This is a genomic window from uncultured Marivirga sp. (assembly GCF_963974845.1).
GTDB lineage: Bacteria > Bacteroidota > Bacteroidia > Cytophagales > Cyclobacteriaceae > Marivirga > Marivirga harenae.
This window is the reverse complement of sequence record NZ_CAXBEQ010000002.1, coordinates 365,651-390,415: the sequence shown is the minus strand read 5'-3', so window position 1 is coordinate 390,415 and position 24,765 is coordinate 365,651. Positions and strand designations below refer to the sequence as shown.

16 protein-coding genes are annotated in these 24,765 nt (G+C 36.8%); 9 read left to right on the top strand and 7 right to left on the bottom strand.

Going from position 1 to position 24,765, the window contains the following annotated elements; all coding sequences use genetic code 11:
• Positions 1–111: 111 nt before the first annotated feature.
• Together AAC601_RS06195 and AAC601_RS06190 are read right to left on the bottom strand one after the other, a co-directional pair.
• Complete coding sequence (locus tag AAC601_RS06195) at positions 112–2,283, bottom strand: bifunctional alpha,alpha-trehalose-phosphate synthase (UDP-forming)/trehalose-phosphatase (protein WP_303271059.1); 2,172 nt, start codon at positions 2,281–2,283, stop codon at positions 112–114.
• A 114-nt stretch (positions 2,284–2,397) separates the two neighbouring features.
• Positions 2,398–3,810, bottom strand: a complete 1,413-nt coding sequence (locus tag AAC601_RS06190) for an aldehyde dehydrogenase family protein (RefSeq protein ID WP_303271058.1) — start codon at positions 3,808–3,810, stop codon at positions 2,398–2,400.
• A gap of 270 nt (positions 3,811–4,080) precedes the next feature.
• Between AAC601_RS06190 and gldD the strand changes: the two genes are divergently transcribed.
• Complete coding sequence (gldD, locus tag AAC601_RS06185) at positions 4,081–4,662, top strand: gliding motility lipoprotein GldD (protein ID WP_303271057.1); 582 nt, start codon at positions 4,081–4,083, stop codon at positions 4,660–4,662.
• A 1-nt stretch (position 4,663) separates the two neighbouring features.
• Positions 4,664–6,757: an ATP-dependent DNA helicase RecG gene (recG, locus tag AAC601_RS06180; protein ID WP_340152793.1), complete on the top strand. Its 2,094-nt coding sequence runs from the start codon at positions 4,664–4,666 to the stop codon at positions 6,755–6,757.
• Between the two features lie 497 nt (positions 6,758–7,254).
• Here recG and AAC601_RS06175 read toward each other — a convergent pair whose 3' ends face one another.
• A complete protein-coding gene (locus tag AAC601_RS06175) occupies positions 7,255–9,702 on the bottom strand; it encodes a zinc-dependent metalloprotease (RefSeq protein WP_340152792.1) in 2,448 nt (815 codons plus the stop codon).
• Between the two features lie 258 nt (positions 9,703–9,960).
• Here AAC601_RS06175 and atpD point away from each other — a divergent pair, with 258 nt between their 5' ends.
• The 7 genes from atpD to AAC601_RS06140 all read left to right on the top strand — a co-directional run bounded on the left by atpD (position 9,961) and on the right by AAC601_RS06140 (position 16,892).
• Positions 9,961–11,469 (top strand): F0F1 ATP synthase subunit beta, encoded by a 1,509-nt coding sequence (gene atpD / locus AAC601_RS06170; RefSeq protein WP_303271055.1) that lies wholly within the window; start codon positions 9,961–9,963, stop codon positions 11,467–11,469.
• A 10-nt stretch (positions 11,470–11,479) separates the two neighbouring features.
• On the top strand, positions 11,480–11,728 hold the full coding sequence (atpC, locus tag AAC601_RS06165) for an ATP synthase F1 subunit epsilon (RefSeq protein WP_303271054.1): 249 nt from the start codon (positions 11,480–11,482) through the stop codon (positions 11,726–11,728).
• A gap of 127 nt (positions 11,729–11,855) precedes the next feature.
• Positions 11,856–13,682 (top strand): ABC transporter ATP-binding protein, encoded by a 1,827-nt coding sequence (locus AAC601_RS06160; protein ID WP_303271053.1) that lies wholly within the window; start codon positions 11,856–11,858, stop codon positions 13,680–13,682.
• Between the two features lie 99 nt (positions 13,683–13,781).
• Positions 13,782–14,171: a hypothetical protein gene (locus tag AAC601_RS06155; RefSeq protein ID WP_340152791.1), complete on the top strand. Its 390-nt coding sequence runs from the start codon at positions 13,782–13,784 to the stop codon at positions 14,169–14,171.
• Positions 14,172–14,180: 9 nt separating this feature from the next.
• Complete coding sequence (gene lpcA / locus AAC601_RS06150) at positions 14,181–14,762, top strand: D-sedoheptulose 7-phosphate isomerase (RefSeq protein ID WP_303271051.1); 582 nt, start codon at positions 14,181–14,183, stop codon at positions 14,760–14,762.
• Positions 14,752–16,290 carry a YifB family Mg chelatase-like AAA ATPase gene (locus AAC601_RS06145; RefSeq protein ID WP_340152790.1) on the top strand — a complete coding sequence of 513 codons (1,539 nt, stop codon included), beginning with the start codon at positions 14,752–14,754 and terminating at the stop codon, positions 16,288–16,290. The genes lpcA and AAC601_RS06145 overlap by 11 nt, the downstream gene beginning before the upstream one ends.
• A gap of 29 nt (positions 16,291–16,319) precedes the next feature.
• A complete protein-coding gene (locus AAC601_RS06140) occupies positions 16,320–16,892 on the top strand; it encodes a DUF6134 family protein (RefSeq protein WP_340152789.1) in 573 nt (190 codons plus the stop codon).
• Here AAC601_RS06140 and AAC601_RS06135 read toward each other — a convergent pair.
• The 4 genes from AAC601_RS06135 to AAC601_RS06120 form a co-directional block, all read right to left on the bottom strand.
• On the bottom strand, positions 16,872–19,037 hold the full coding sequence (locus AAC601_RS06135) for a 7TM diverse intracellular signaling domain-containing protein (RefSeq protein WP_340152788.1): 2,166 nt from the start codon (positions 19,035–19,037) through the stop codon (positions 16,872–16,874). The genes AAC601_RS06140 and AAC601_RS06135 overlap by 21 nt on opposite strands.
• 164 nt (positions 19,038–19,201) lie before the next feature.
• Positions 19,202–20,530, bottom strand: coding sequence for a RagB/SusD family nutrient uptake outer membrane protein (locus AAC601_RS06130; protein ID WP_340152787.1), 1,329 nt, complete (start codon positions 20,528–20,530; stop codon positions 19,202–19,204).
• Positions 20,531–20,541: 11 nt separating this feature from the next.
• Positions 20,542–23,466, bottom strand: coding sequence for a SusC/RagA family TonB-linked outer membrane protein (locus tag AAC601_RS06125; RefSeq protein WP_340152786.1), 2,925 nt, complete (start codon positions 23,464–23,466; stop codon positions 20,542–20,544).
• A 183-nt stretch (positions 23,467–23,649) separates the two neighbouring features.
• Entirely contained in the window at positions 23,650–24,708 is a 1,059-nt protein-coding gene (locus AAC601_RS06120) for an ArsO family NAD(P)H-dependent flavin-containing monooxygenase (RefSeq protein WP_340152785.1), read from the bottom strand.
• Between the last annotated feature and the right edge of the window lie 57 nt (positions 24,709–24,765).

Here is a 24,765-nt window from a genome sequence, read left to right as displayed (position 1 = left end):
AAATATCAGTCAATTAATATAGGAAATTCAATTCGGTAATTTTTTTAAACATAAAAAAAGCCCTTGAATTTTTAATTCTAAGGGCTCATGAATATTAATGGATCTTATTGTTTACTCATTTACAAATTGCTGCAATAATGCCCTTACTTCCTCATTATTCTCCACTGCATATTTAGCATAGGAAAAACCACTGCCCACTTTTACGGTAAGAGCGCTATCAGGCAAGGCCTCAAAAGTATCTTCATCTGTTCTGTCATCTCCAAAAGCCATTACAAAATCAGTTTTCTCGCCTTTCAGTCTTTCAATTGCTGCTTTTCCTTTGTTGATTACTGAAGGTTTTACTTCCACTACGTGATCACCTTCAATCACATCTAAACCCTTATTAGTCATGAAATGCTTCAAATGACTTGATAATTCGCTAGACCTCAAATCTCCTAATCCTTTTTCCACTTTTCTGTAATGCCATACCAAGGTATGTTCCTTTTCTTCTAAGAATGAGCCCGGGGTTCTTTGGATATAGAACTCTAAAATGTCCCTAGCTTCATTTTTCCATTTATCATCTTGCAAATCGCCATTAACTTCCCATTTGGCACCAGCTCTTTTGGTTTTAATACCATGCTCTGCTATCAAATCTATATTGAATTCATCAAGCCATTCTTCCAATGTAGCGGCTTTCCTTCCACTTATAACCACTAATTTTGCTTTTACTGCTAGCTGATGTAGTATTTGCGATAATTCTGGATCAGGATTACAATCATCAGGGTTTTCATTAAATGGCATTAAAGTTCCGTCATAGTCTAGGAAAATAACAGGGTTCTTTGCCTTTTTGAAATCTTTGGTGATGGATTTTTTAAGGTCTTCATCTAGTCTTTTCGTTGCCATGGATTGCTGTCGGTCTTTTAGGTCTTTTAGGTTATTCATAAACAGATCCACCCATTGGAAGATAGTATATTTCTTAACTGTCTTTTGCATGATTTTCATCCTGCGCTTTTGTTCTGCCAACGGCATTTCCAGGGCTCTTTTTATAGCTTCCACCATCTCATTCTCATCATTTGGATTAACCAAGATAGCATCAGAAAGCTCTTTGGAAGCGCCAGCCATTTCGCTGAGAATTAAGACTCCATCCTCATTTTCGCGACTGGCTATAAATTCCTTACAGACTAAATTCATTCCATCACGCTTAGGCGTAATCATAGCGATTTTACACATTCTGTAAAAAGCTGATAAATCATCCAATGGAAAGCTTCTATAGTAGAAGTGAACCGGTACATAATTAATAGTCCCATATTTACCATTGACATGCCCAACCAAAAATTCTACCTTCTCCTTTAATGCTTTGTAACTAGCCACCTGATCACGTGAGGGCACAACTATAAGGAATAATGATACTCTACCTTGATATTCTGGATATCGCTCCAAAAACCTATCAAAAGCTTGCAGTCTGCCAGGAATTCCTTTGGAATAGTCCAATCTATCCATTGACAAAATAAGCTCTTGCTTGCCAAGCGAATCCCGGTATGAAATTTCCTTTGCTTTGGCCAGCTGGCTAGTGGCGGATTCTAAATATTTGTCATAATCGATTCCCATAGGAAGAGAATCTGCTTCAACCAATCTGTTTTTGACCAATATCTGATTTCTTTCATAGCTATAACCCGCCAATCTGTGGCAACTACTCAGGAAATGGCGCATATCATCGTAAGTATGAAAACCAATATAATCTGCACCTAGCACACCATTTAATAGTTTTTTCCTCCAGGGAATCATTCTGAAAACCTCGTAAGAAGGAAAGGGAATATGTTGGAAAAAGCCAATAGTGACATTCGGAAATTGCTTTCTCAACATATTGGGGACTAACATCAATTGGTAATCGTGTACCCAAATAATATCGTCTGGTTCCAGCCATTTTGAAATGGCATCGGCAAATTTTCTATTAGCATTATAATAGGCTTCCCATTCTTGATCCTTAAAACGCATGTGATGAATAAAGTAGTGGAATGCAGGCCATAAAGTCTGGTTGCTAAAGCCTAAATAAAACTCTTCTACGTCATTGTCAGTAAGAAAGACGGGGCGCATATTTCTATCAATAAGTTCCTTTTCAACCTCCTCTTCCTCTTCATGAGTTAAAGAAATCCCCGGCCAACCGATCCAAATATTATTGCCTTCTTTGTAAATTGAACCTAAGCCGGTGGCCAAGCCTCCTTCACTGGTTTTATATACTTTTTTCCCATCTTCCATCTCAATTCTGATGGGCAGTCTATTCGATACTATGATAGTTTTTGCCATTGTGTAAGAGTTTAACATTCAATTTAATTGATATGCCTTTTAATTCATAAGAGAAGAGGAATAGATTTACAGTAAAATTTGGATTTAAGTCAAATTTGTAGATACTTCAAAAAATCATTTCATCAAGAATTTGATCATTTTCATGCTATTTTGGTCGAAAGGAGGATACTTTTTCCTTAAATCGAACCAAGTTCCTGATTTTAGTATTGATTTTTCGTGTGAAAAAGCCATAAATCCTGATTTTCCGTGGTAATTGCCACTTCCACTATTTCCTACTCCTCCAAAGGGCAATTCTGGATTTGCCAAATGCACGATCGTGTTATTAATTGCTCCGCCCCCAAATCGAACTCTATCTAAGAAGAATTTTTCCGTTTTAGTATTAGAGGTAAAAAGATAGAATGCTAAAGGGTCAGGATTTTTTTGGATAATCTCTACAGCTTCTTCATTTTTAGAGTAAGTGAAAATAGGCAAGATTGGCCCAAATATTTCTTCTTGAAACAATCGATCATTTTCAGTAATCCCTTCAACTAAAGTGGGTTCAATTTTTCTTTTCTCATCATCAAAAGCACCTCCAAAAATCACTTTGCCTTCCTTCAAATAGGATTTTAGGGTGTCATAACGTTTTTGATTAACGATTTGAGTTAGATCTTTGCTTTCCGTTGGTGAGATTCCATAAAATTCCATAATAGTAGCCCTAAGCTCATCTAAAAAATCTTCTTTTATTTTTTTATGAACTAATAGGTAATCGGGTGCTACGCATGTCTGTCCTGAATTAATCAGCTTTCCAAAAGTAATCCTTCTTGCAGCGACTGTTAAATTTGTATGCTCATCTATTACTGCTGGTGATTTCCCTCCTAACTCAAGTGTTACTGGTACTAATTGTGGAGCGGCCAGTTGGGCTATAATTTTCCCCACAGGCACACTACCAGTAAAGAAAACGTGATCGAAGCGGTTATTTTCCATTAACTCAGGCACTACAACTCTTCCTTCTCCCATGATTACAGCTAAAAACTGCTCATCAAAATTTTGGCTAATTAAATCATGCACCAAATTGGAAATATGAGGAGTTTCTTCTGGGGGTTTTATCATACAGGTGTTTCCCGCTGAAATGGAGGCAATTACAGGAGCCAAAAGCAATTGAAATGGATAATTCCACGGCCCTATAATTAAGGTTACGCCTTTAGGCTCATAAATAATTTTACTTTTGGAAGGAAAATGAACCAATGATGTACTCACTTTTTTAGGCTTCATCCATTTTTTAAGGTTTTTGAGTGAGAAATTTATCTCATCATATAAAAACCCGATTTCCGTCACATAACTTTCAAATGGAGGCTTACCGAAATCATTGGCCAATGCATCCATTATAGCTTGCTCATTTGCCTTTATTAAGGATTTTAGCTTGAGCAATTGCGTTTTTCTAAACTGATAATCTTTTGTTTTTTGTCTATTGAAAAAATCTTTCTGAGCATTAAATACTGCCTTTTGTTTATCGATAGGGGTATTTTTTATTTCTATTGTATTAATCATGTCAATTTAAAATCTTAAATAATGAAAGTGCCGTTAATTCCTTTGTACGAATAAAATAGCGATTTGTACGTGATTTTTTTTAAAAACCAATATACAATAAAGTCCTATAATGAACTTTAGTTTTTAGCAAAAGCATTGATCATCCGAATTATTAAACTCAAACTAGCGCATGGGTTCTAGTCAGCAACTTCAAATAGATTTGTAATAGAGCCATTCAAACTTTTTTTTGATTATGAAAGCTTGATTCACTTAAGCCATTAACTTTGTGATATGAGTATTTTGAAAATATCAGGTTTTTTTATCATCGTTTCGATTTTCTTTATGTCGTGCGAATCAGATTATTATCCGAAACCAAAAGGATTTAATAGAATAGATTTGCCAGCGCATCAATATCAGGCATTACCTGATTCTTTTCCATTTAGCTTTGAGCATTCAGCTCATGCTAAAATTTTACCGGATTCTTCATATATACGCGAGAGATATTGGTTTGCTTTGTTTTATCCTGAATTTATTGCTGAAATCCATATTACCTATAAACCATTGCATAATAATCGTGATTCGCTTAGGTCAAATATAGATGATGCTTACAAACTGACTACTAAGCACCAAATTAAGGCTAGTTCCATTCAAGAAACGATAATGATCACCCCAAATGGAAAAAAAGTATCACTGGCCGAATTAAAAGGAGATGTCCCCAGTCAATTTCAATTCTATACCACAGATTCAAGCACTCATTTCTTGAGAGGTGCGCTTTATTTTAGGACTGCTACCGAAAATGATTCTTTAGCGCCCGTCATAGAATATGTCAAAAAAGATATTATCCACAGTTTAAATACTTTGGAGTGGAAATAGGATGGCTTCATTCTTTAAAACACCTATAGAGTTCTTGAAAGGAGTTGGCCCCCAAAAGGCCATCTTATTGAATAAGGAATTACAGATATTCACTTATGCTGATTTATTACAGCATTACCCTTTTCGCTACGAAGATCGCACTAAGTTTTATAAAGTTGGTGAGTTACATCAGCAGATGTCCAATGTTCAAATAAAAGGGCAAATCCGTTCTAAGCAGATCGCTGGGACCGGCAGAAAGCAACGGCTGGTTGCGCAGTTTGCAGATGATAGCGGTACTATGGAACTCACTTGGTTCAGTGGCATCAATTGGATTAGTCCCAAATTAAAATCAGGAGTTGATTACGTGGTTTTTGGACAACCAAACCGTTTCGGCAGCAAATTCAGTATTGCTCATCCGGAAATAGAAGTTTTGACCCCTGCTTTGGCTCAGCAGCAATTTTTACAGCCCGTATACTCCACGACTGAAACATTAAGAAGAAAATTCCTGGACAGTAAAGCTATTTTCAAGCTCCAAAAACTGTTGTTGAAAGAAGCTTACAATAGGATACCAGAAACACTTCCTGAGCATATTATTAAGCAGTATGCCTTCCTTTCTAAAAAAGATGCGGTGGCGCAAATTCACGTCCCGAAAAATCAGCAAGTGCTTCAAAAAGCTCGTTTTCGAATGAAGTTTGACGAGTTCTTTTTTATGCAATTACGTTTGCTGATGCAGAAGAAGATTAGACTCGAGAAGTTTAAGGGTCAACTTCTTCAAAAAACCGATCTCCTTACAGAGTTTTACCAAAATCACCTTCCTTTTGACTTGACCGGTGCTCAGAAAAAAGTAATCAAAGAGGTATTTTCAGATTTCAAAAGCGGGAAGCAAATGAACCGACTTTTGCAAGGAGATGTGGGGAGCGGTAAAACCATAGTAGCCTTTATTGCTTCGCTTATTGCTATTGATAGTGGAACTCAAGTGGCCTTAATGGCACCTACGCAAATTTTAGCTAATCAGCATTATGAAGGCTTAAAAGAGTTTGCTGATAAAATAGGAGTTAGGATTGCTTTGCTCACGGGCTCAACTAAAACTAAGGCAAGAAAAATTATCCATGAAGATTTAAAAACAGGGGAATTAAAGATTTTGGTGGGAACTCATGCCCTATTGGAGGAGGTTGTGCAATTTCAAAACTTAGGTTTGGCCATTGTGGATGAACAACATCGATATGGCGTGGCACAAAGGGCTAGACTTTGGAAAAAGAATGAAAATTTTGTTCCTCATGTGCTGATTATGACCGCAACGCCAATCCCAAGAACGCTGTCCATGTCCGTCTACGGTGATTTAGATATTTCTGTAATTGATGAGCTACCGGCAGGCAGAAAAGAAATTAAGACCTTGCATCAATACGATGCCAATCGACTAAAATTAAATGGATTTATAAAAAAAGAGGTAGAAAAAGGAAGACAAGTTTATGTTGTCTATCCTTTAATAGAGGAGTCCGAGAAATTAGATTTGAAAGATTTAATGGACGGCTATGAGAGTATTGCAAGAGCTTTTCCCGAATACCCGATTAGTATAGTCCACGGTAAAATGAAGCCAGCTGATAAAGATTTTGAAATGGCTCGATTTGTGAGAGGGGAGACCAAAATTATGGTGGCCACCACAGTAATAGAAGTTGGGGTAAATGTTCCTAATGCCTCGGTTATGGTAATAGAAAATGCAGAGAGATTTGGTTTGGCTCAATTGCATCAGCTAAGAGGCCGAGTAGGGAGAGGAGCTGAACAGTCCTATTGTGTACTGGTAACTAGCTATAAATTAAGCAAAGAAGCAAGAACTCGCGTAGAAACGATGGTACGAACCACCGATGGCTTTGAAATTGCTCAAGTTGATATGGAATTGAGAGGGCCAGGCGACATGATGGGCACGCAGCAAAGTGGGCAACTTGATTTAATGATAGGCGATTTACGAGAAGATGAACCTATACTTTCAATTGCCAGGCAAAGTGCGCAATTTATTATTTCGAAGGATCCTGAATTGAACTTAGAGGAAAACAGATTGATCAAGATTCAAGTTGAGCAGCAGAAAAAGAAAAATGTAAATTGGAGTAGGATATCTTAAGAATTACGAATTTCATATTTACGAATTGAAAATTGGTATAGAGATAGATTATGATTTGAAGTATGCTTTTATAGACCTCGTGAAAAATACCACATTGCCATCTAGCTAAACAAAATTTTAATCTTTGCGTGTGGGCGGGAGGACAAACCTGCCTGCTGGCAGGCAGGAATGCGAGCAAGAAGAGGAAGTGGGTGGAAGCTTATTTTTGTCTTGATTTTTTCTTTCTTTTTCATCAAGGAAAAAGGAAGGTGAAAAACTACATAATATAATTTGGCATTCTATATTGTGATTAAGCTTCAAAACCTTGGGTTTAAATTAAGACATGATGTTTTGTGGGTTTGAGCATTATTCAGTACTTTAAAAGGATATTTGTTTATTTCTATTTTAATATGCTTTTTCATTTATCAAGAGAAACTGCTTTTATAATGGTATAAAAATAGAAAAGCCTTTCGAAATTGCTTCCGAAAGGCTCTAAGAATAATAAACTAAATTAAAACTTATCCTCTTGGATCCAAAATCTGGTCAATTCTACTAACCAAATCTTGTAAATGATATCTTGACATTTCATCTCTCTGGCGCGCCAAACCTCTATTGATTTCCGCTCTCAAAGTTACTAAGTTACCCCTTGAAAGAGATGGGATATCAGTAATACGAATATCGTTATCTTCAATATTTACTAAATCACCTAACTTTTCAACAAATGCCTTTTGCAGGTTTCTTCTGTAGGTATCGATGCTACTGCCTGTTCTTAACTCAGAAAAGATACCATTTCGTAAATCGCCCATCATCTGAGTCGCTTTATAAGCATCATTTCCATTTAAGGATTCATTCTCAAGTACTCTTTTAACTCTATCAGCACTAAACAAGTTATTTAAAGTTCTAGCTTGTAAACCTTTGATTCTGTCTATTATTCCATCAGATTGAATTCTACTCAATATTTCCGTATCGATCAACCAATCTGGGGTTTCGAACAATTGTTCATTCAAAAATGCAACAGCTCTTTTCTGCTTATCTAAAGAGGCGTGAGTATATACGGCACCGTCCTGATCAGAAGTTTTATAGTATTCACTAATTCCTCCAACGTTGCCAGTTACATGTCCCATGTAACGATTATACTGGCCTAATACATTTCCGTATAGCTCAGTTAACTCATCATAGTTTTTGCCTTCTTCAGAACTCCATTCAATAAGTTTTTCTGCAATTCTTTTTAAGTTTTTGATTCCTAATTCAGAAGCAATCATAGAGTCATCTCCGATATCTTCTGTCTGAGCTGTATGATCTACCACGCCTCTTTGTTGACGACCGTATCGGTAAACTGGATCACCAGCTTTCTCTAAAATCCAACCGTTTAGAATTGCTTCTTCTTCATCAGCGGTATCGATATTAGGAATAGCTCTGTAGCCATATTCGATTGCCCATTTATCATATTCACCCACCATCGGGAAGAAATTCTCCATGTTGTCCTCTGGCTGAGCTACATAATTAAATCTGGCATAGTCCATAATGGATGGTGCAACACCATGAGTTTTCATGAATTCCGCATTTCTTAAAGAATCTATTGGATATGCAACACTTGAACCCATATTGTGCGGTAATCCTAAAGTGTGACCCACTTCATGTGCCGCCACAAATCTGATTAATTCTCCCATCAAGTCTTCTTCAAATTTTACTTTTTGTGCTTCTGGATTAACCGCAGCGGTTTGGATGAAGTACCAGTTTCTCAAAAGGTTCATTACATTATGGTACCATAATATGTCACTTTCAAGAATTTCACCAGTTCTAGGATCGTGAACATGTGGGCCTTGTGCATTTTGAATATCGGTTGCGATATAACGGATTACAGAATATCTAACATCTTCCGGACTCCAGTCTGGGTCTTCTTCTTTTGTTGGAGCATCTTTAGCTACTATGGCGTTTTTGAATCCAGCCGCTTCAAAAGCAGGTTGCCAGTCTTCAATACCTTTTTTGATATACTCTCTCCATTCTAATGGAGTTGCAGGGTCAATGTAATATTCGATCGGCTTAACAGGCTCTACTAATTCCCCCTTATTATATGCTTCCCAATCAGAAGGTTCTAATTTCCATCTCGTGATGAATCTATTGTCATCTGCTTTATGGGAATCTTTAGAATAATCTAATTGACGAATTGAAAAGTAACCCACTCTCTCATCAAAATTTCTTGGCACGATTGGGTTGTCAGGTAGCAAGATCATAGATTGATTCATTTCAATTGATAATGCATCTGTTAATTGATTATCGGGAAGTTCTCCTCCATTGTATGTAAGGATATGTCTGATTTCCACATTTTCCGGAAACGCTTTGCCGTGAACGATTATGGATCTACTTTTATCAACTCGAGAGATTTTAAAAGCTTTTCTTTGATAATCGTAAAGAGCTCCAATCATTGGAACATCAGAAGTAAAGAAATCCTCAATATCAATCACATAAGAAGAAGAGTCCTTGCCTAGAGCTTCAATTTTGAAACTATGGATAATAGGCTCAAAATTATTGTTTTTTACTGATTCATAAATTGGGTCCTCTTCATTAGCAACAGAATTATATGATACAGATCTTAGTAATAATTGATTGTCTTTCTTCTGGAACCTGATCACTTGCTGCGGACGTGATTTCATGCCAGCACCACCAAAATTCAGCCCTTTTACATGCCCTGAAATTCTCGAAACTATTAAGATCTCTTTTTCTAATAAGTCCTCTGGGATTTCGAAGTAGTATTTATCATCTACTTTGTGAAAAGTAAACAGTCCTTCGTCCGACTCTGCTTCTGAGGTAATTACTTTTGAATAGCTCTTGTATTTTGATTTAGATTCTCCATTTTCTTTAGGAGTTTCTTCCTTTTTCTTTTTGCCAAACAGCTGGGCATTAGATTCTTGAACTGAAAGTCCAATGAAAGCCAACAAGGCAATGCTTAATATTATTTTTTTCATTGTATGTACATTTAATTTTCTGCTAATCTAACATTATACCCCCATTTTGTTCACAATTTTAATCTCTTTTCCATGAGTGGAAAAATTGTCAATGTTAATGGAGTTCTCCACCATATGATTAATACTCAAAGCATTGAAATAAAAAAATCTACTTCAACCCAAACCGAAAGACAAAAATGCTTTGTTATAATTGAATTAAACCTTAGCTTTGCACCCTGAAAGAAGAGAGCAATTTTATTTTATTATAATTATTAAATCATGGCAAATATTGGTAGGATTACCCAAGTAATTGGCCCGGTAGTGGATGTGAGCTTTGAAGCAGAAGGCGCAAAATTACCTAACATCTTTGATGCATTTACAGTAAAAAAATCTGACGGTTCTGTAATCGTTCTGGAATGTCAGCAACATTTAGGTGAAGACAGGGTAAGAACCATCGCAATGGATGGTACTGAAGGTTTGACTAGAGGTATGGAAGTTATAGATACTGAAAAACCTATCTCAATGCCAACTGGTGAGGATATTAAAGGAAGGTTGTTTAACGTAATTGGCGATGCCATCGATGGTATTGAGCAGCCGGAAGGTAAAACAAAATTACCGATCCACAGAGAAGCACCAAGATTTGAAGATTTATCTACTTCTTCTGAAGTATTGTATACAGGAATTAAAGTTATCGACTTAATTGAACCTTATTCAAAAGGGGGTAAAATTGGATTGTTCGGTGGTGCCGGTGTTGGTAAAACTGTATTGATTCAAGAGTTGATTAATAATATTGCAAAAGGACACGGTGGGTTGTCTGTTTTTGCTGGTGTGGGTGAAAGAACCCGTGAGGGTAATGACTTGCTTAGAGAGATGTTGGAATCAGGTATTGTAAAATACGGTGATGAATTCATGCACTCAATGGAAGAAGGTAAGTGGGACCTTTCAAAAGTAGATAAAGAAGCTTTGAAAGAATCTAAAGCTACTTTCGTCTTTGGTCAAATGAATGAGCCTCCAGGTGCTCGTGCAAGAGTTGCATTGTCTGGTTTGACCTTAGCAGAGTATTACAGGGATGGAGATAAAGACAGTAATGAAACCGGAAAAGATATCTTATTCTTTATTGATAATATTTTCCGTTTTACGCAAGCAGGTTCTGAGGTTTCTGCACTTTTAGGTAGGATGCCATCTGCTGTGGGTTACCAGCCGACATTGGCAACTGAAATGGGTGCTATGCAGGAAAGAATTACTTCTACTAAAAATGGTTCAATTACTTCCGTACAGGCTGTTTACGTACCTGCGGATGATTTAACTGACCCTGCTCCAGCCACTACTTTCTCTCACTTAGATGCAACCACAGTATTGTCTCGTAAGATTGCTGAGTTAGGTATTTATCCAGCGGTGGATCCATTGGATTCAACGTCTAGAATTTTGGAAAGAAGTATCGTTGGTGATGAGCACTATGATTGTGCGCAAAGAGTAAAAGAGATCTTACAGCGTTATAAAGAACTTCAAGATATCATCGCTATCTTGGGTATGGATGAATTATCTGAAGAAGATAGACAAACTGTTTACAGAGCAAGAAGAGTACAGAGATTCTTGTCTCAGCCTTTCCATGTTGCAGAGCAATTTACTGGCTTGAAAGGGGTATTGGTTGATATCAAAGAAACTATCAAAGGTTTCAATATGATCATGGATGGTGAGTTAGACCACCTTCCAGAAGCAGCTTTCAACTTGAAAGGTACTATTGAAGAAGCCATTGAGGCAGGAGAGAAAATGTTAGCAGAAGCTTAAACTTAAAATCATGCTTTTAGAAATCATTACACCGGAAAAAAATGTGTTTAAAGGAAATGTAGATTCTGCTACTTTTCCGGGAAGCAATGGTTCTTTTCAGGTTTTGAATAATCACGCCCCACTTATCAGCTCATTGGACAAAGGAGATTTAAAGTTCTCCGATGGTAAAAACAAAACAACAATTGTAGTTGACGGTGGTGTAGTTGAGGTTTTAAATAATAATATTACTGTTCTAGCTGAAAAGGTGATTGAGGAATAGTTTAGTTAAATAATAATAAAATAAAGCCGATTTGCTATAATGCTAATCGGCTTTTTTCGTTTTGGAAGGATATTCAATTCTTATTAAGAACTATATCTCTTAAATTACATACAAATCTATATTTTAAATGAAAACTTATTTTAGGGTACTCTCATATGCAAGACCATTAGGCTGGTTAGCACCCCAATACTTAGTTTATGCGCTACTGCAGGCCGTTTTCAGTGTTTTAACATTGGGAGTTCTTGCACCTGTTTTAAATGTTCTGTTTGAGGTTGAAAAGCAAAGCAATATTCCGGAAGCCCTGCCAGAGTTCAGCTTAAATATAAACTACTTTAAGGAAGTATTTGATTATTATTTCTTGTCCTTAATGCAGGAGGATCAATTTGTAGCTCTTCAGTTCGTCTGTGTTATTTTGATTATAAGTATATTCCTGTCCAATATATTTAAATATTTATTAGCTGTTATTTCTGCTATAGTGAAAGCAAATGTAATTTCTAATTTAAGGAATGCTATATATGATAGATTAGTTAATATGCATATAGGGTTTTTTACGGAAGAGCGAAAAGGTAATATCATGTCAAAAGTGATGGCAGATGTGCAGGAAGTCGAAAACACTGTTGTAAATAGTTTAAAAGCATTAATTAAAGAACCTTTAATGCTCATCGGATATTTTGTTGCTTTATTTTTCATTTCCGCTAGGCTTACCCTTATCACGTTAATAATTCTGCCGGTATCTGGATTCATTATATCTTATATTGCTATTTCCCTGAAGAAAAAAGCCACGAAAAGCCAAGAAACCATAGGTAGAATCTCTGATATTTTGGACGAAACCTTAAGTGGGATGCGAATTATCAAAGCATTCAACGCGATAAGCTTCTCTAAGAATAGATTTCAAAAAGAGGTAAATAACTATGCTGAGTTTAATGTTAGCATGCAAAAAAGACAGGCCTTAGCAGGGCCTACCTCGGAGTTTTTAGGGGTATTTGTGGTAGTAGGTGTATTACTAATTGGCGGTGGGATGATCCTCGAAGGAAATTCAGAACTTGAAGCGAGTAGTTTCATAACTTTCATTGCTATTTATTCTCAACTTATTGTTCCAGCTAAGCAATTATCCACAGCATTTAGCAACGTTCAACGAGGATTAGCTTCTGCAGAAAGAATTTTTGGCATTATTGATTTAGAGCCAGCAATAAAAGATAAAAGCACAGCCAAAAAATTGGAAAAATTTGAAAATGCAATAAGCTTTAAGAACGTTACTTTTGCTTATGGTAAGGATAAGGTATTGAAAAATATCGATATCAATATACCAAAAGGGGATACAATAGCTTTGGTAGGGCCTTCTGGAGGAGGGAAGTCAACCCTGGCGGATTTGATTCCACGCTTTTATGATCCAATTTCTGGGGATGTACAGATTGATGGTATTTCCTTGAAGGATTTAACGGTTGATTCTGTAAGAGCCAGGATGGGCATTGTGAGTCAGGAATCCATTCTTTTTAATGACTCTATATTTAATAATATTGCTTTTGGAAAACCAGAATGCACCTTAGATGAAGTGATCCAAGCTGCAAAAATTGCCAATGCCCATGAATTTATCTCTCAAATGGATGGTGGATATCATGCCAATCTAGGCGAAAGAGGAACAAAATTATCGGGTGGTCAAAGACAAAGAATCAGCATTGCAAGAGCCATTTTGAAGAATCCAGATATTCTCATATTAGATGAAGCGACCTCAGCTTTGGATTCTGAATCTGAAAAATTGGTGCAGGATGCACTAGCTAATTTGATGAAAAATAGAACTTCAATAGTTATAGCTCATAGGCTCAGTACTATCCAAGAAGCCGATAAAATTTATGTGATGCAAGATGGTGAAATCATAGAGGAAGGCAAGCACGAGCGATTAATGGAAACTGGTGGAGTGTATAAAAAATTGATTGAAATTCAGTCAGTATCATAATTTTTTTAGGTGTTGATTCATTCAAAGCATGACAGTAGTTGTTAAATAATTTCTATATTTGTTTATATTCATAATCAAAACCATCACAACATCATTTTTATGAAGACTTTTAAAACTATTCTCTTTGTGGCTTTGCTCATCTTTCATATTGCCACAGTAGTGATTATTTCTATAGGGAAAAATGACCTTAATTTCTTATTTGATTTGTTTAAGCAGATGGATTTGGTTCAGTATAGTGCTATAGCTGGGCTAGTGTTATTTCTAGTAGTAATTTTACTTTTTAAGCAGGAAGAAAAAGCAAAGTCAAAATTGATTGAAAAACATGAAAATGAAGTCAATCAAATTAAAGCTAAATTATATGACAAGAAAGAATCGGAAAGTTCACCTGCTCCAAAAACAGATTCGAAACCAGAAATAGGTGAAAAGACTTCTTCGGTAGATCAAGAATCTGATAGCACCAAAACCGATGATGAAAATACCCATTCCTAATAAATCTTCATGATTAACCTGATTAAAAACGAACTCAATTCAGCTCAAGAAACACTAGAAAATTTTTTAAATCAACCGGAACAATTAGCCAATATTGAAACAGCTGTTGATTTGATGGTAGATTCCTTCAATCAGGAAGGGAAAGTAATGAGTTGCGGAAATGGCGGCTCTCATTGTGATGCAATGCACTTTGCGGAAGAATTAAGTGGTAAGTTTCGTGAAGCCCGTCCTGCAATAGCTGCGATGGCAATATCTGAGGTAAGCCATGTGACATGCGTAGGGAATGATTATGGTTTTGATTATATTTTCAGCAGAGCTGTTGAGTCATTAGGTAAAAAGGGAGATGTCCTATTAGCCATTAGCACCAGTGGCAATTCAAAAAATATCCTTGAGGCTTGCAAATCGGCTAAAGCAAAAGGCATGAAAATTATTGGATTGACAGGGAAAGATGGTGGAAAATTAGCGAATGAATGTGATGTGGAAATCCGAGTTCCACATGATGGGTATGCTGACAGAATTCAAGAAATTCATATTAAAATTATTCATATTTTTATTTTACTGATTGAAAAGAGATTAGGGTATGCTAGCTAAATCTTATGGAAGTTCAGTTTACGGAGTAGATGCCAATGTAATCACCATAGAAGTGAATGTAAGCCAAGGAATGAAATTTTTCATGGTTGGTTTACCAGACAATGCAATAAAAGAAAGTGAGCATCGGATTGATGCGGCAATAAAATACAGTGGATATAGGATGCCACGACAAAAAGTAGTGATTAATTTGGCTCCCGCTGATGTTAAGAAGGAGGGATCAGCTTACGACTTACCTATTGCTCTAGGAATATTAAAAGGCTCGGAGCAAATTTTTACTGAAGATTTAGAACACTATATGATAATGGGAGAGCTTGCTTTGGATGGTACGCTCAGACCCGTAAAAGGTGTTTTACCTATTGCCATAGAAGCCAGAAAGAAAGGTTTTAAGGGGTTTATTCTACCGAAAGAGAATGCTGCTGAGGCGGCCATTGTAAATAACTTGGATGTTATTGGTGTTCAAAACCTAAAAGATGCAATCGGTGTTTTGGAAGGCACTTCTAATATCAAGCCTGAAGAAGTAGATACTCGAGATATTTTCTTCACTAACCTGAACGACTATGAAGCTGATTTTGCAGATGTGCAAGGTCAGGAAAATATTAAAAGAGCCTTGGAAATTGCTGCCGCTGGTGGACATAATGTGATTATGGTTGGCCCACCCGGTGCAGGGAAAACTATGCTGGCCAAAAGATTCCCTTCAATTTTACCACCTCTTAGTTTGACGGAAGCACTAGAAACTACCAAGATTCATTCGGTTGCTGGAAGACTAGGAGCTAATGCTTCATTGATTGCCACAAGGCCCTATCGAGCCCCGCATCATACTATCTCGGATGTAGCCTTAGTAGGAGGAGGTGGGATTCCTCAACCTGGTGAAATATCTTTGGCCAATAATGGTGTCCTGTTTTTAGATGAACTGCCAGAATTTAAAAGAACTGTCCTGGAAGTAATGCGTCAACCATTAGAAGAACGCAGAGTAACAATTTCTAGGGCTAAAGTATCAGTGGATTTTCCTGCTAATTTTATGTTACTTGCCAGTATGAATCCTTGTCCATGTGGATACTATAATCATCCTGAAAAGGAATGTGTTTGCCCGCCCGGTTCGGTGAAACGATATTTGAATAAAGTTAGTGGTCCGTTATTGGACAGAATTGATTTGCACGTGGAAGTAACCCCTGTTTCCTTTGATCAAATGACAGCCGACCGAAAGGCCGAAAGCAGTGAAACCATTCGCAAGAGGGTAATTGCTGCCAAAGAAATTCAAGAAAAACGATTCACGGATATGGCTGAAGTACATTCTAATGCTTTAATGCCGTCCCAAATGGTGAAGGAAGTGTGCGTAATAAATTCGGCTGGTAAGACGTTACTAAAGAATGCTATGGAAAAGCTAGGGCTTTCTGCTAGAGCATATGATAGAATCATGAAAGTTTCTCGGACCATAGCAGATTTGGCTGGAAGTGAAGATATAAAGATTGAGCATTTGGCAGAGGCAATTCAGTATAGAAGTTTAGATAGAGAAGAATGGGCAGGTTGAAAGTATTTTTTGTTGTATGTTTTTTATCAATGCTTGGTTGCAATCTATATGCCCAAGAATTGGTTTATGATGTTTCCATACAAGGCAAACCAGTTGGGAATATGTTGGTTACTAAGAAATTGTTGGACAGTGGAAAAGTATACTATTCAGCGGTAATGGATTTAGAGTATAAACTGTTTAGACCAACTCAGATGGTACAATTAATGGAGGCCATTTATCAAAATGATACACTGATCCAGGCGTATTTCGTAGACAAGAGAAATAATGAAATAGTTGAAGAAGCCAAAATTGAAAAACTTCATGAGCGAAAGTATTATAGGACTACTGTGGATACGGTAAGAGATTGGCATGAAAAAGCAGTTTTAAAAAGTACTTTGAAACTATATTTTACTCCTCCTGACAAAAGAGACTCTGTTTTTTCTGAAAACAACCATAAATATCAAAAAATAGCTAAACTTCCTGAAGAAAATCGCTTCATGATGATGAATAATGAAGGTGAAAAGACAATTATTAGCTACAACGAAAAGGGGATTTGTACTCAACGAGAATTTAATATTGGATCTGTAGAATACAGTCTGAAATTAAGTGAAAGGGAAGAGTAAAGTAAAAGTAGTCCCTTTATCGATCTCACTGTTCACTTGTATTTTTCCACCTAGTATTTCCATCTGACTCTTCACAAGATATAAGCCCAAACCTTTTCCTTCCACATGAGTGTGAAATCGCCTATACATTCCGAAGAGTTTATCTTTATTTTTCTCCAAATCTATGCCCATGCCATTATCAGCAAAACTTATGATTTTTTTGTCTTCATAGATTTTAGTACCAATCATTAGTTTTAATTTTCTTTTATAGGATCGATACTTTATGGCATTCGAGATTAAGTTGTAAAATATGCTATCAACATAGGTAGGATTGCATTCTATTTCGTTAAATGCACTGTTGTCAAAATTAATTTCAGCGCCACTTAATTCAATTGAATTTTTCAATATTCTTTTTGTTTGTGCTAAGGTCCTGCTTAAATCTATCCACTCTTTGTCTTCTTCTACTTCTTTTCTTAGATCGAGGATGGCATTAAGATCTTTAATTACTGAGTCTAAACTATCACCTTCTTCTTTAATTTTCGATATGATATCCAGCCAATCTGACTTTTCAGTATCAGGGCTGATTTCGAGCAGATGTGTTAGTCCCAATAATCTAGCGACAGGGGCTCTGAGGTTGTGTGCCGTCATAAATGCATATTGCTCTAATTTCTGCACATTTTGTGCTAATTCGGCATTGGTTGATTCCAAATCACTGGTTCTTTTGGCTACTTGAGCCTCCAAATCGTCCGTGTATTCTTTTAGCTTTGTGTTTTGTGCTTTAATTATTTGTTGAGCTTCTAATAGACTTTCATTTTTTGAGTTTAACTCTTCGTTTTGTGTTAAAATTTCTTCTTGTTTTTGTTCCAACTCAGCTGTTCTTAAGCTTACCTGTCTTTCCAATTCTTCATTTTGCTCCTGTACCAATTTTTGACTTTGAGCCATTAAATCCATCGCATTTTCTTGAGCGGCCTTTTTATCGGTCTCCAGCAAGCGGTACTTATAACCTAGCGATACAGATAGCAAAATCACTTCAGCAATTGCTCCAAACTCCAAAACATGTGATGTTATTGAAGTCACGGGAAGAAACCCCAAGTTTCTTAGAGTATAAAGTAAAACCCCAATTAAATATACGGACCAAGCTAAGGTGAAAATGCCGGCCACCTTTACTTTCTTTGACCAAAAGTAGATGCCACTAAATAGCAGGACTAAACAATTTATGAGGAGGGAATAATTGGCAACTTTTAAACTAATAGCGTAATCAGCAGTGAAAGCCAAAATGATGATAACGATTGCTACCAATTTCATGAATCTAAATACCCAGTGGTATCTAGGGAAGTATTTTTTAGTCTCCAAAAAGCTTAATGCAAATTGATTACTGGCTAATATCCATAGACCAATACCAAAAACAATAACATGATTTGCCCACCATGACAGATCGTACCACAAGTACATAAAAGCATGACCATTTAATGCCGAGAGGGTGAGTAGATTTCCCGTTATAATTCCAACATAGTAAATATAACTGATAGAGCGGGCTGAAAAGGCTAAAAGCAGGTTGTATAACAACATTACTAACATTATTCCATAAAAAATACCGTAGGATATTTCTTCTGAGATATCTTCTGCAAACAGCTGTTCCTTAGTTTTGATACTGATCGGCAGGATAATGGAACCTTTATTTCGTATTTTCAAATATATACTAGTCCTATTTCCCTTATTTAATTCTAATGGGATGATAAAGTTCTTATGGCGGATTTCTCGCTCTGAAAATTTAATTCTATCGCCCAGGAAACCCTCATCTATTATAGTGGATTCTTGCAGTATGAAGTAGGTAATGGAGTCAAATGTAGGATAGCCAATTTCCAATACATAAGACGTTTCGAATTGATCGAAGTGTTCAATTTCTATCTTTACCCATAGCGTTAAATCTTTTAGTCCGTAAGTAGGAATTTCCTGTTTGCCATACTTGAAAAGAGATTGATATTTAGGGGATAATATTTCTTGAAAAGTAAGTTGATGTTCAATGTCCTCCAAAAACTGTATTTGCTTTCCTAGCCTGTCAAAGGATTCATTTGGCTGGATAGATATGTTATTAAGAGCAAAGGATTCACAAATATTTGAGATAAACAAAAGGGCAAAAAGAAACCTCCAGTATGTGGATATCATATCGGTTGAAAAAATTATTTAAGAAAACTAATGATTTCAACCGATGTAAGCAAAGAATATAAAATAATGTTTTGACGAATTTGCTACGACATAGATATAAAAAAACCTCCATATTGAGAGAATCAACATGGAGGTTTTAGAACTAAATATTATAATTTATCTTCTTAATCATTTTCTGTTAATGGAACTGGAAATTCGGAGAATACTTGATCTCCGGCTCTGTCGATTGGTAAATTGTTGGCATTTAATCGTCCATATCTCCTAAGGTCAACCATAGCATGGCCTTCACACCATAAAGAGTATTGTCTTTGCTTTAACAATTCATCAGTTACAGCATTTTCAGTTTCTGCTCCACTGTACGGATCCAGACCTGCATAGTCTCTGATAATATCTAGATCAGCTATGGCTCCTGGGATATCTCCATTTTGCAGCTTGGCTTCAGCAGAGATTAACACCAGCTCTTCGTTTCTAATGATATCGATCGGTGAGGTAGGAGACGGATATAATGCTGTTTCGTACTCACCGTTCAATCCGTCTTGAGAAGCAGCGTTTTCTCTTTCAGTCATTTTTCTCGCAATTCTTAAATCGCCAGCTTCTGCATTTTCAATAAATCTGTCATGCACTACGATCATATCTCCATTATTACCCGGAATCTTAAATAACCCGTTCAATTGGTCACCAGAAGCTGTTGAAAAGCTATGCTTTGGTCCAACAGTTAAATCACCACTTGGATCAAAAAATGAATCAGTTAGCAATCCTGCCACTGACCCCCATTCTTCCCGATAAATTGCAACCCTAGCCGCCAAAGCTCTGTTAAATTGGGTAAATGTTGCCGGAGTATCAAATCCGTCAAATCCAGTTGATAAATCAAAAGGGAAAGTAGAGCCAGCATTCCCTAATTGGGTATTAGCTGTATTTAATAGATCTGCAATATGAGCTAAAGCAGCCTCCTTGCTAACAAACGGTCCTAAGTCATCTGGGTCAGCAACATCAATCCGTATGCCATTTTCATCCAACATATTCAATACCCGTAATTCCTGAAGTGCAATCACAGTGTTAGCAAAGCCACGGTAGCCTGCTTTTTCTTGATCTGAAACAAATTCAGTATTATCTAGGGCATTTAACAATATATTTGCATTTTTCACATTTGTATAACTGCCATTATAAGGCCCATTCAAATAGAATACATTGTTGTCTAGTTGTCCACCATTTTTGCCCAATAGATCTTCTGTATTCCTTGGATCAGCATTGAAAAGATATAGCTCTCTGGCAATAGTCCCTGTCGAAGTTACATATAATGCTAAACCGTTGCGCATTCCTGACTCCATCCCAACAACTATGTTGTTTAATTCGTTGACTGTGGCGTCTTCATTGTATTGCTGTAAATTTGGATTGTTAGGATCTACCTGATCTTCAAATTCACACGAAAAGAAGAGCAGCATAGAGAAAGCCATTAATCCAGATATTATTGATTTCATATTAATATTTTTCATAATTTCTTAGTTTAAAATTCTAATGCTAAGTGAAAATAAACTTGTTTGGTAGAAGGGAAAGGGTTCACATCCAATCCTGTGGAAAGCCCTGTGCCACCTTTAGCTGATACCTCAGGATCATAACCTGTGTAAGGTGAAATTGTCCAAAGGTTACGACCTGAGGCGCCAATTTTTATTTTATTTACCGCTCCGTTAAATACGCTTACTGCGGATTCAGGCAATCTATAGTACAAAGCAATTTCTCGTAATCTCATGTAGGAAGCATCTTCAATAAACCGGTCTGTGTTAGGGTTTGAAGTTCGTTCCTGACCAGAAGCGTCATCTAGATCTCCAGTTAGTGCTGCAAGGTCAGTCAAGAAAGTTGTTAGGTTTAAGTTATTTCCTCCTTGCTTTACATGAATTAAGAAGCTAAAGTCGAAATTTTTGAAAATTGTAAAGTTGTTAAAGAAAGACGTTTGGAAATCAGGTTCTGCATCTCCTACTGTCACAACTTCACCGTCAATTGTACCTTTCAACTGGGTAACTGGCTGGCCTTCCTCAATGAAAGCTGTTCCCAAGCCTAATCCAAAACCCGCACCAGCTGGTGCAAATGCTGGAACATCTAACCTTGTTACTTTAGATCTATTAAACCAAAAGTTAGTTGTGGAGGTCCAAACAAAATTCTCATTTTGGACAGGACTTGCGTTTAACGCCAACTCTAGCCCCTGGTTTTGCAAGTCAGCTAAATTCGTAACTTCCAATGCAAAGCCAGTTGACGGTTGCAAAGCTCTTTGAAGAATTAAGTCATTAATATTTCGATTATAGTAAGTTGCAGTTAAAGACAACTTATTGTCTATAAGAGTCATATCGATACCAGTTTCGAATTCTGAGGCAGTTTCTGGAATGAGATCTTCACTTCCTCTTAAACCTCCAACAGAAACGCCAGGTGACCCTCCTATATTAACTGCTTGGAAACTTGTATAGAGTGAACCGAAGGTAGCACTTGAGCCTGTTTCACCATAAGCGGCTCTCAATTTAAACTGATTAAATAGATCTAATGCCCAAAAATCAAAATTCGCTAAATTTAAGGCTACAGATGCCTTAGGGAAATAGTAAAACTGGTTTTGGTCTGAGTTTAATGTGGATTTATCAGCTCTTATTCCTAGAGTCGCGATTATTTTGTCTTCGAAATTTACTTCTTGCTGTGCAAAATATCCGAATTCCTTAACGTTCTCTAAGGTCTGGTCAAGTTCCTGTGTACCTGATTGCCCCAAGGTGGTTTGCCCTGGAATTAATTGAGTGGCTTGGTTATACACTAAATCTCTGTCAAATGTGAGGTAGGTGTAACCAACTTGTGATGTTAATTGCAATGAACCACCACTTAAGTAGTTGTCCCAAACTAAGAAACCTTGGTTGTTGGTATTGAAAATGCTGTTTTTACCAACTCCAATAAATCCATTTTGTAGTCCTCTTTGAGCTTGATGATATTCTGGCACGTAGACGTAAGTTTCTAAATTGTAACTGTCAAATCCACCATTCCATTTAAATTTCAAAAATGACTGGTCCGTTTCGTACAAGCTTACATCAATGCTAGCACCCTGAATAAAGCGATTTATCACCTCGTCATTTATTGCCTGATCTCTAACTAGCAGCATGTTTCCAGCCGCATTTGGATTGTCTGGATAATTACCGAACTCATCCGGGAATAGATTAGCCCATGGTCTAGTAAAGGCCATGTTATATCCCATACTTAAACCACCTTCATTTTCATTTCCGGTAAATCCTCGTTGAGTAGTTGAATTCACAAAATTACTAGACGTAGTAAACTTTATCCTATCGTTAAATTGATGGTCAATGTTGGCACGAACACTTGCCCTAGTATAGCCTGTGTTTTTTATAATCCCTTCCTCATCCCTTAAGGATGAGCCAACATAAAATTTAGTTTTCTCACTACCGCCAGTTGCACTTATTTTCGTATCCGTGATTAGGCCTGTTTCCCCATAGATCTCTTCTTCGTAGTCAATTAATCCACGTCCATTTACTGCAGCATTGTATCTTGCTACTTCATCAGTACCAAATGTTTCTTCAACTAAAGAAGGCGTCCAGTCTCTTTGACCTATTCCCACTTTTCTTTGAATTGTGCTGAAGCCAATATCTTGAGTAAGATTAACTCTAGTTTCACCTCTTTTACCTCTTTTAGTAGTTATAATTACCACTCCAGCATTAGCACGAGCACCATAGATTGCGGCTGCTGAAGGTCCTTTTAGTACTTCAATATTCTCTATGTCACTTGGTGCCAAATCAGCTATTCTGTTGGAGGCGTTTTCCTCATTTCCTGAATTAGCTCCGGATGCATTTCTCAAGCCGCTTGGTACCTCTGCATTACTAACATAAACACCATCAATAATAAATAATGGTTGATTGTTTCCGGTGATAGAAGTTACACCTCTAAGCCTCATAGCAATTCCTCCACCTGGAGCTCCTGAACTTGAAGTAATGTTAACCCCAGTGACTTTCCCATAGAGAGCATTGTCCATGGTGGGCTGATTTGTAATGCCCGTAAGCTCTTCGGATGAAACAGTAGCCACCGCGTTACCTAAATTAGACCTTTTTACGCTAGAAGCTAAACCAGAAACTACTACTTCATTTAGTTTAGTAATATCTTCTTCCAAGCGAATGATTAATTCCCCTGATTGATCTAAATTAACTGCTACTTGTTTTTCTGCAAAGCCTATAAATGAAATTACTAAAATTTCTGGTTCAGAGATTTCAACTTTAAATTTTCCATCTAAATCAGTTGTAGCACCTGATGTAGAACCTTTTTTCACGACCGTTGCACCAATTAATGGTAATCCATCACTGGCACTAACCACTGTTCCTTCTATTACTTTCTCTTGAGCGTATGAAAACGACCCCATGAGGAATAGAATAATCATAACTAGATACTGTTTTTTCATAGATTTTATATTTTGGTTTATTGTTAATATCAGAAATATTATTGACTAAACTGGTTATATAACCAAATATGTTATCAGTTTGTTGAAAAAATGATATATATTCTTTGTAAATGAAAAAATAGGTAGAATTAACAAACGAATGCTTGTTAGCTTTTTTTTAGTATAAAACTGGATTGCATAATGCTATTGCAAGCTCTCCTGTACTTGCTTTATGGTTAATTTTGCACTCCTTCCCACCCCAATTAAAGTTGCAGATGCAAAACCGGTCCATCCACCATAACCTACCAGCCAAAGATTTTTTTCTTCAATTGATCGTGTTCCTGTGGTTTTGATTTTTCCTTTTTCGTCCTTAGCTACAATGTTTTTTAAGTGTTCTGTGCCGTACCCGAAACCAGTGCACCAAATAACCGCATCGAAGGATTCTTTTTTACCTGATTCCCAGATCACTCCTTTTTCAGTAAATGATGTGAACTGCCCTTCTGAGTGTAAAACATCTCTATTTCGGGCTTCCTTTACAGAAGGAACCATTACTATATTGCCTAAATTATACTTAGACATATCAAACTTCTCTCCCTTTTTCTCAGCATAATATTTAGCTGTTGCTTGATCGAATAATACTCGACCATCTACATCATCAGGCAAAAATTCTGGTGAATTTCGAGTTGCCCATTTGGTATCGGCTACCTTTGAAATTTCAGCTAAAATCTGGGCTCCTGAATTGCCCTCGCCCACTATCAATACTTTTTTCCCTTCAAAATCTCTTGAACTTTGATAGAAAGCGGAATGTAATTGTGTTCCCTGAAAAATATCTTTTGCAGCTACATTGGGAATAAAAGGTTTATCCCAAGTTCCGGTAGCAGAAATCAACCTTTTACTATAATAGGTGGCCTGATTTGTAATAATTTTAAAGTAATTAGATTCCTTCCCTACTTCTTTTACCTCAACGGGTCTTTCAACTGGGATTTTATATCGTTTTTCGTATTGACAAACATAATCAATGACCTCTTTTTTGCTAGGAAATTCATTTTTAGATTGAGGCATCAACCAGCCGGGCAAAGAGCTGTGTTCGGCAGGAGAGAAAAGTGTTAATGAGTCCCAAGCTTTTTGCCAAGCACCACCGCATTCTTCTTGATTATCCAAAATAATGTAATCGAGTCCCGTTCTTCGAAGGTAGTAGCCACAAGCCAAGGCACTTTGACCGCCTCCAATGATAATCAGATCATAAATATGTTTATTTGACATCAATTAGTAGTTTAATCCGTTAGTTGAAGAAATTTTAATATTTTTCTAAAATATGCA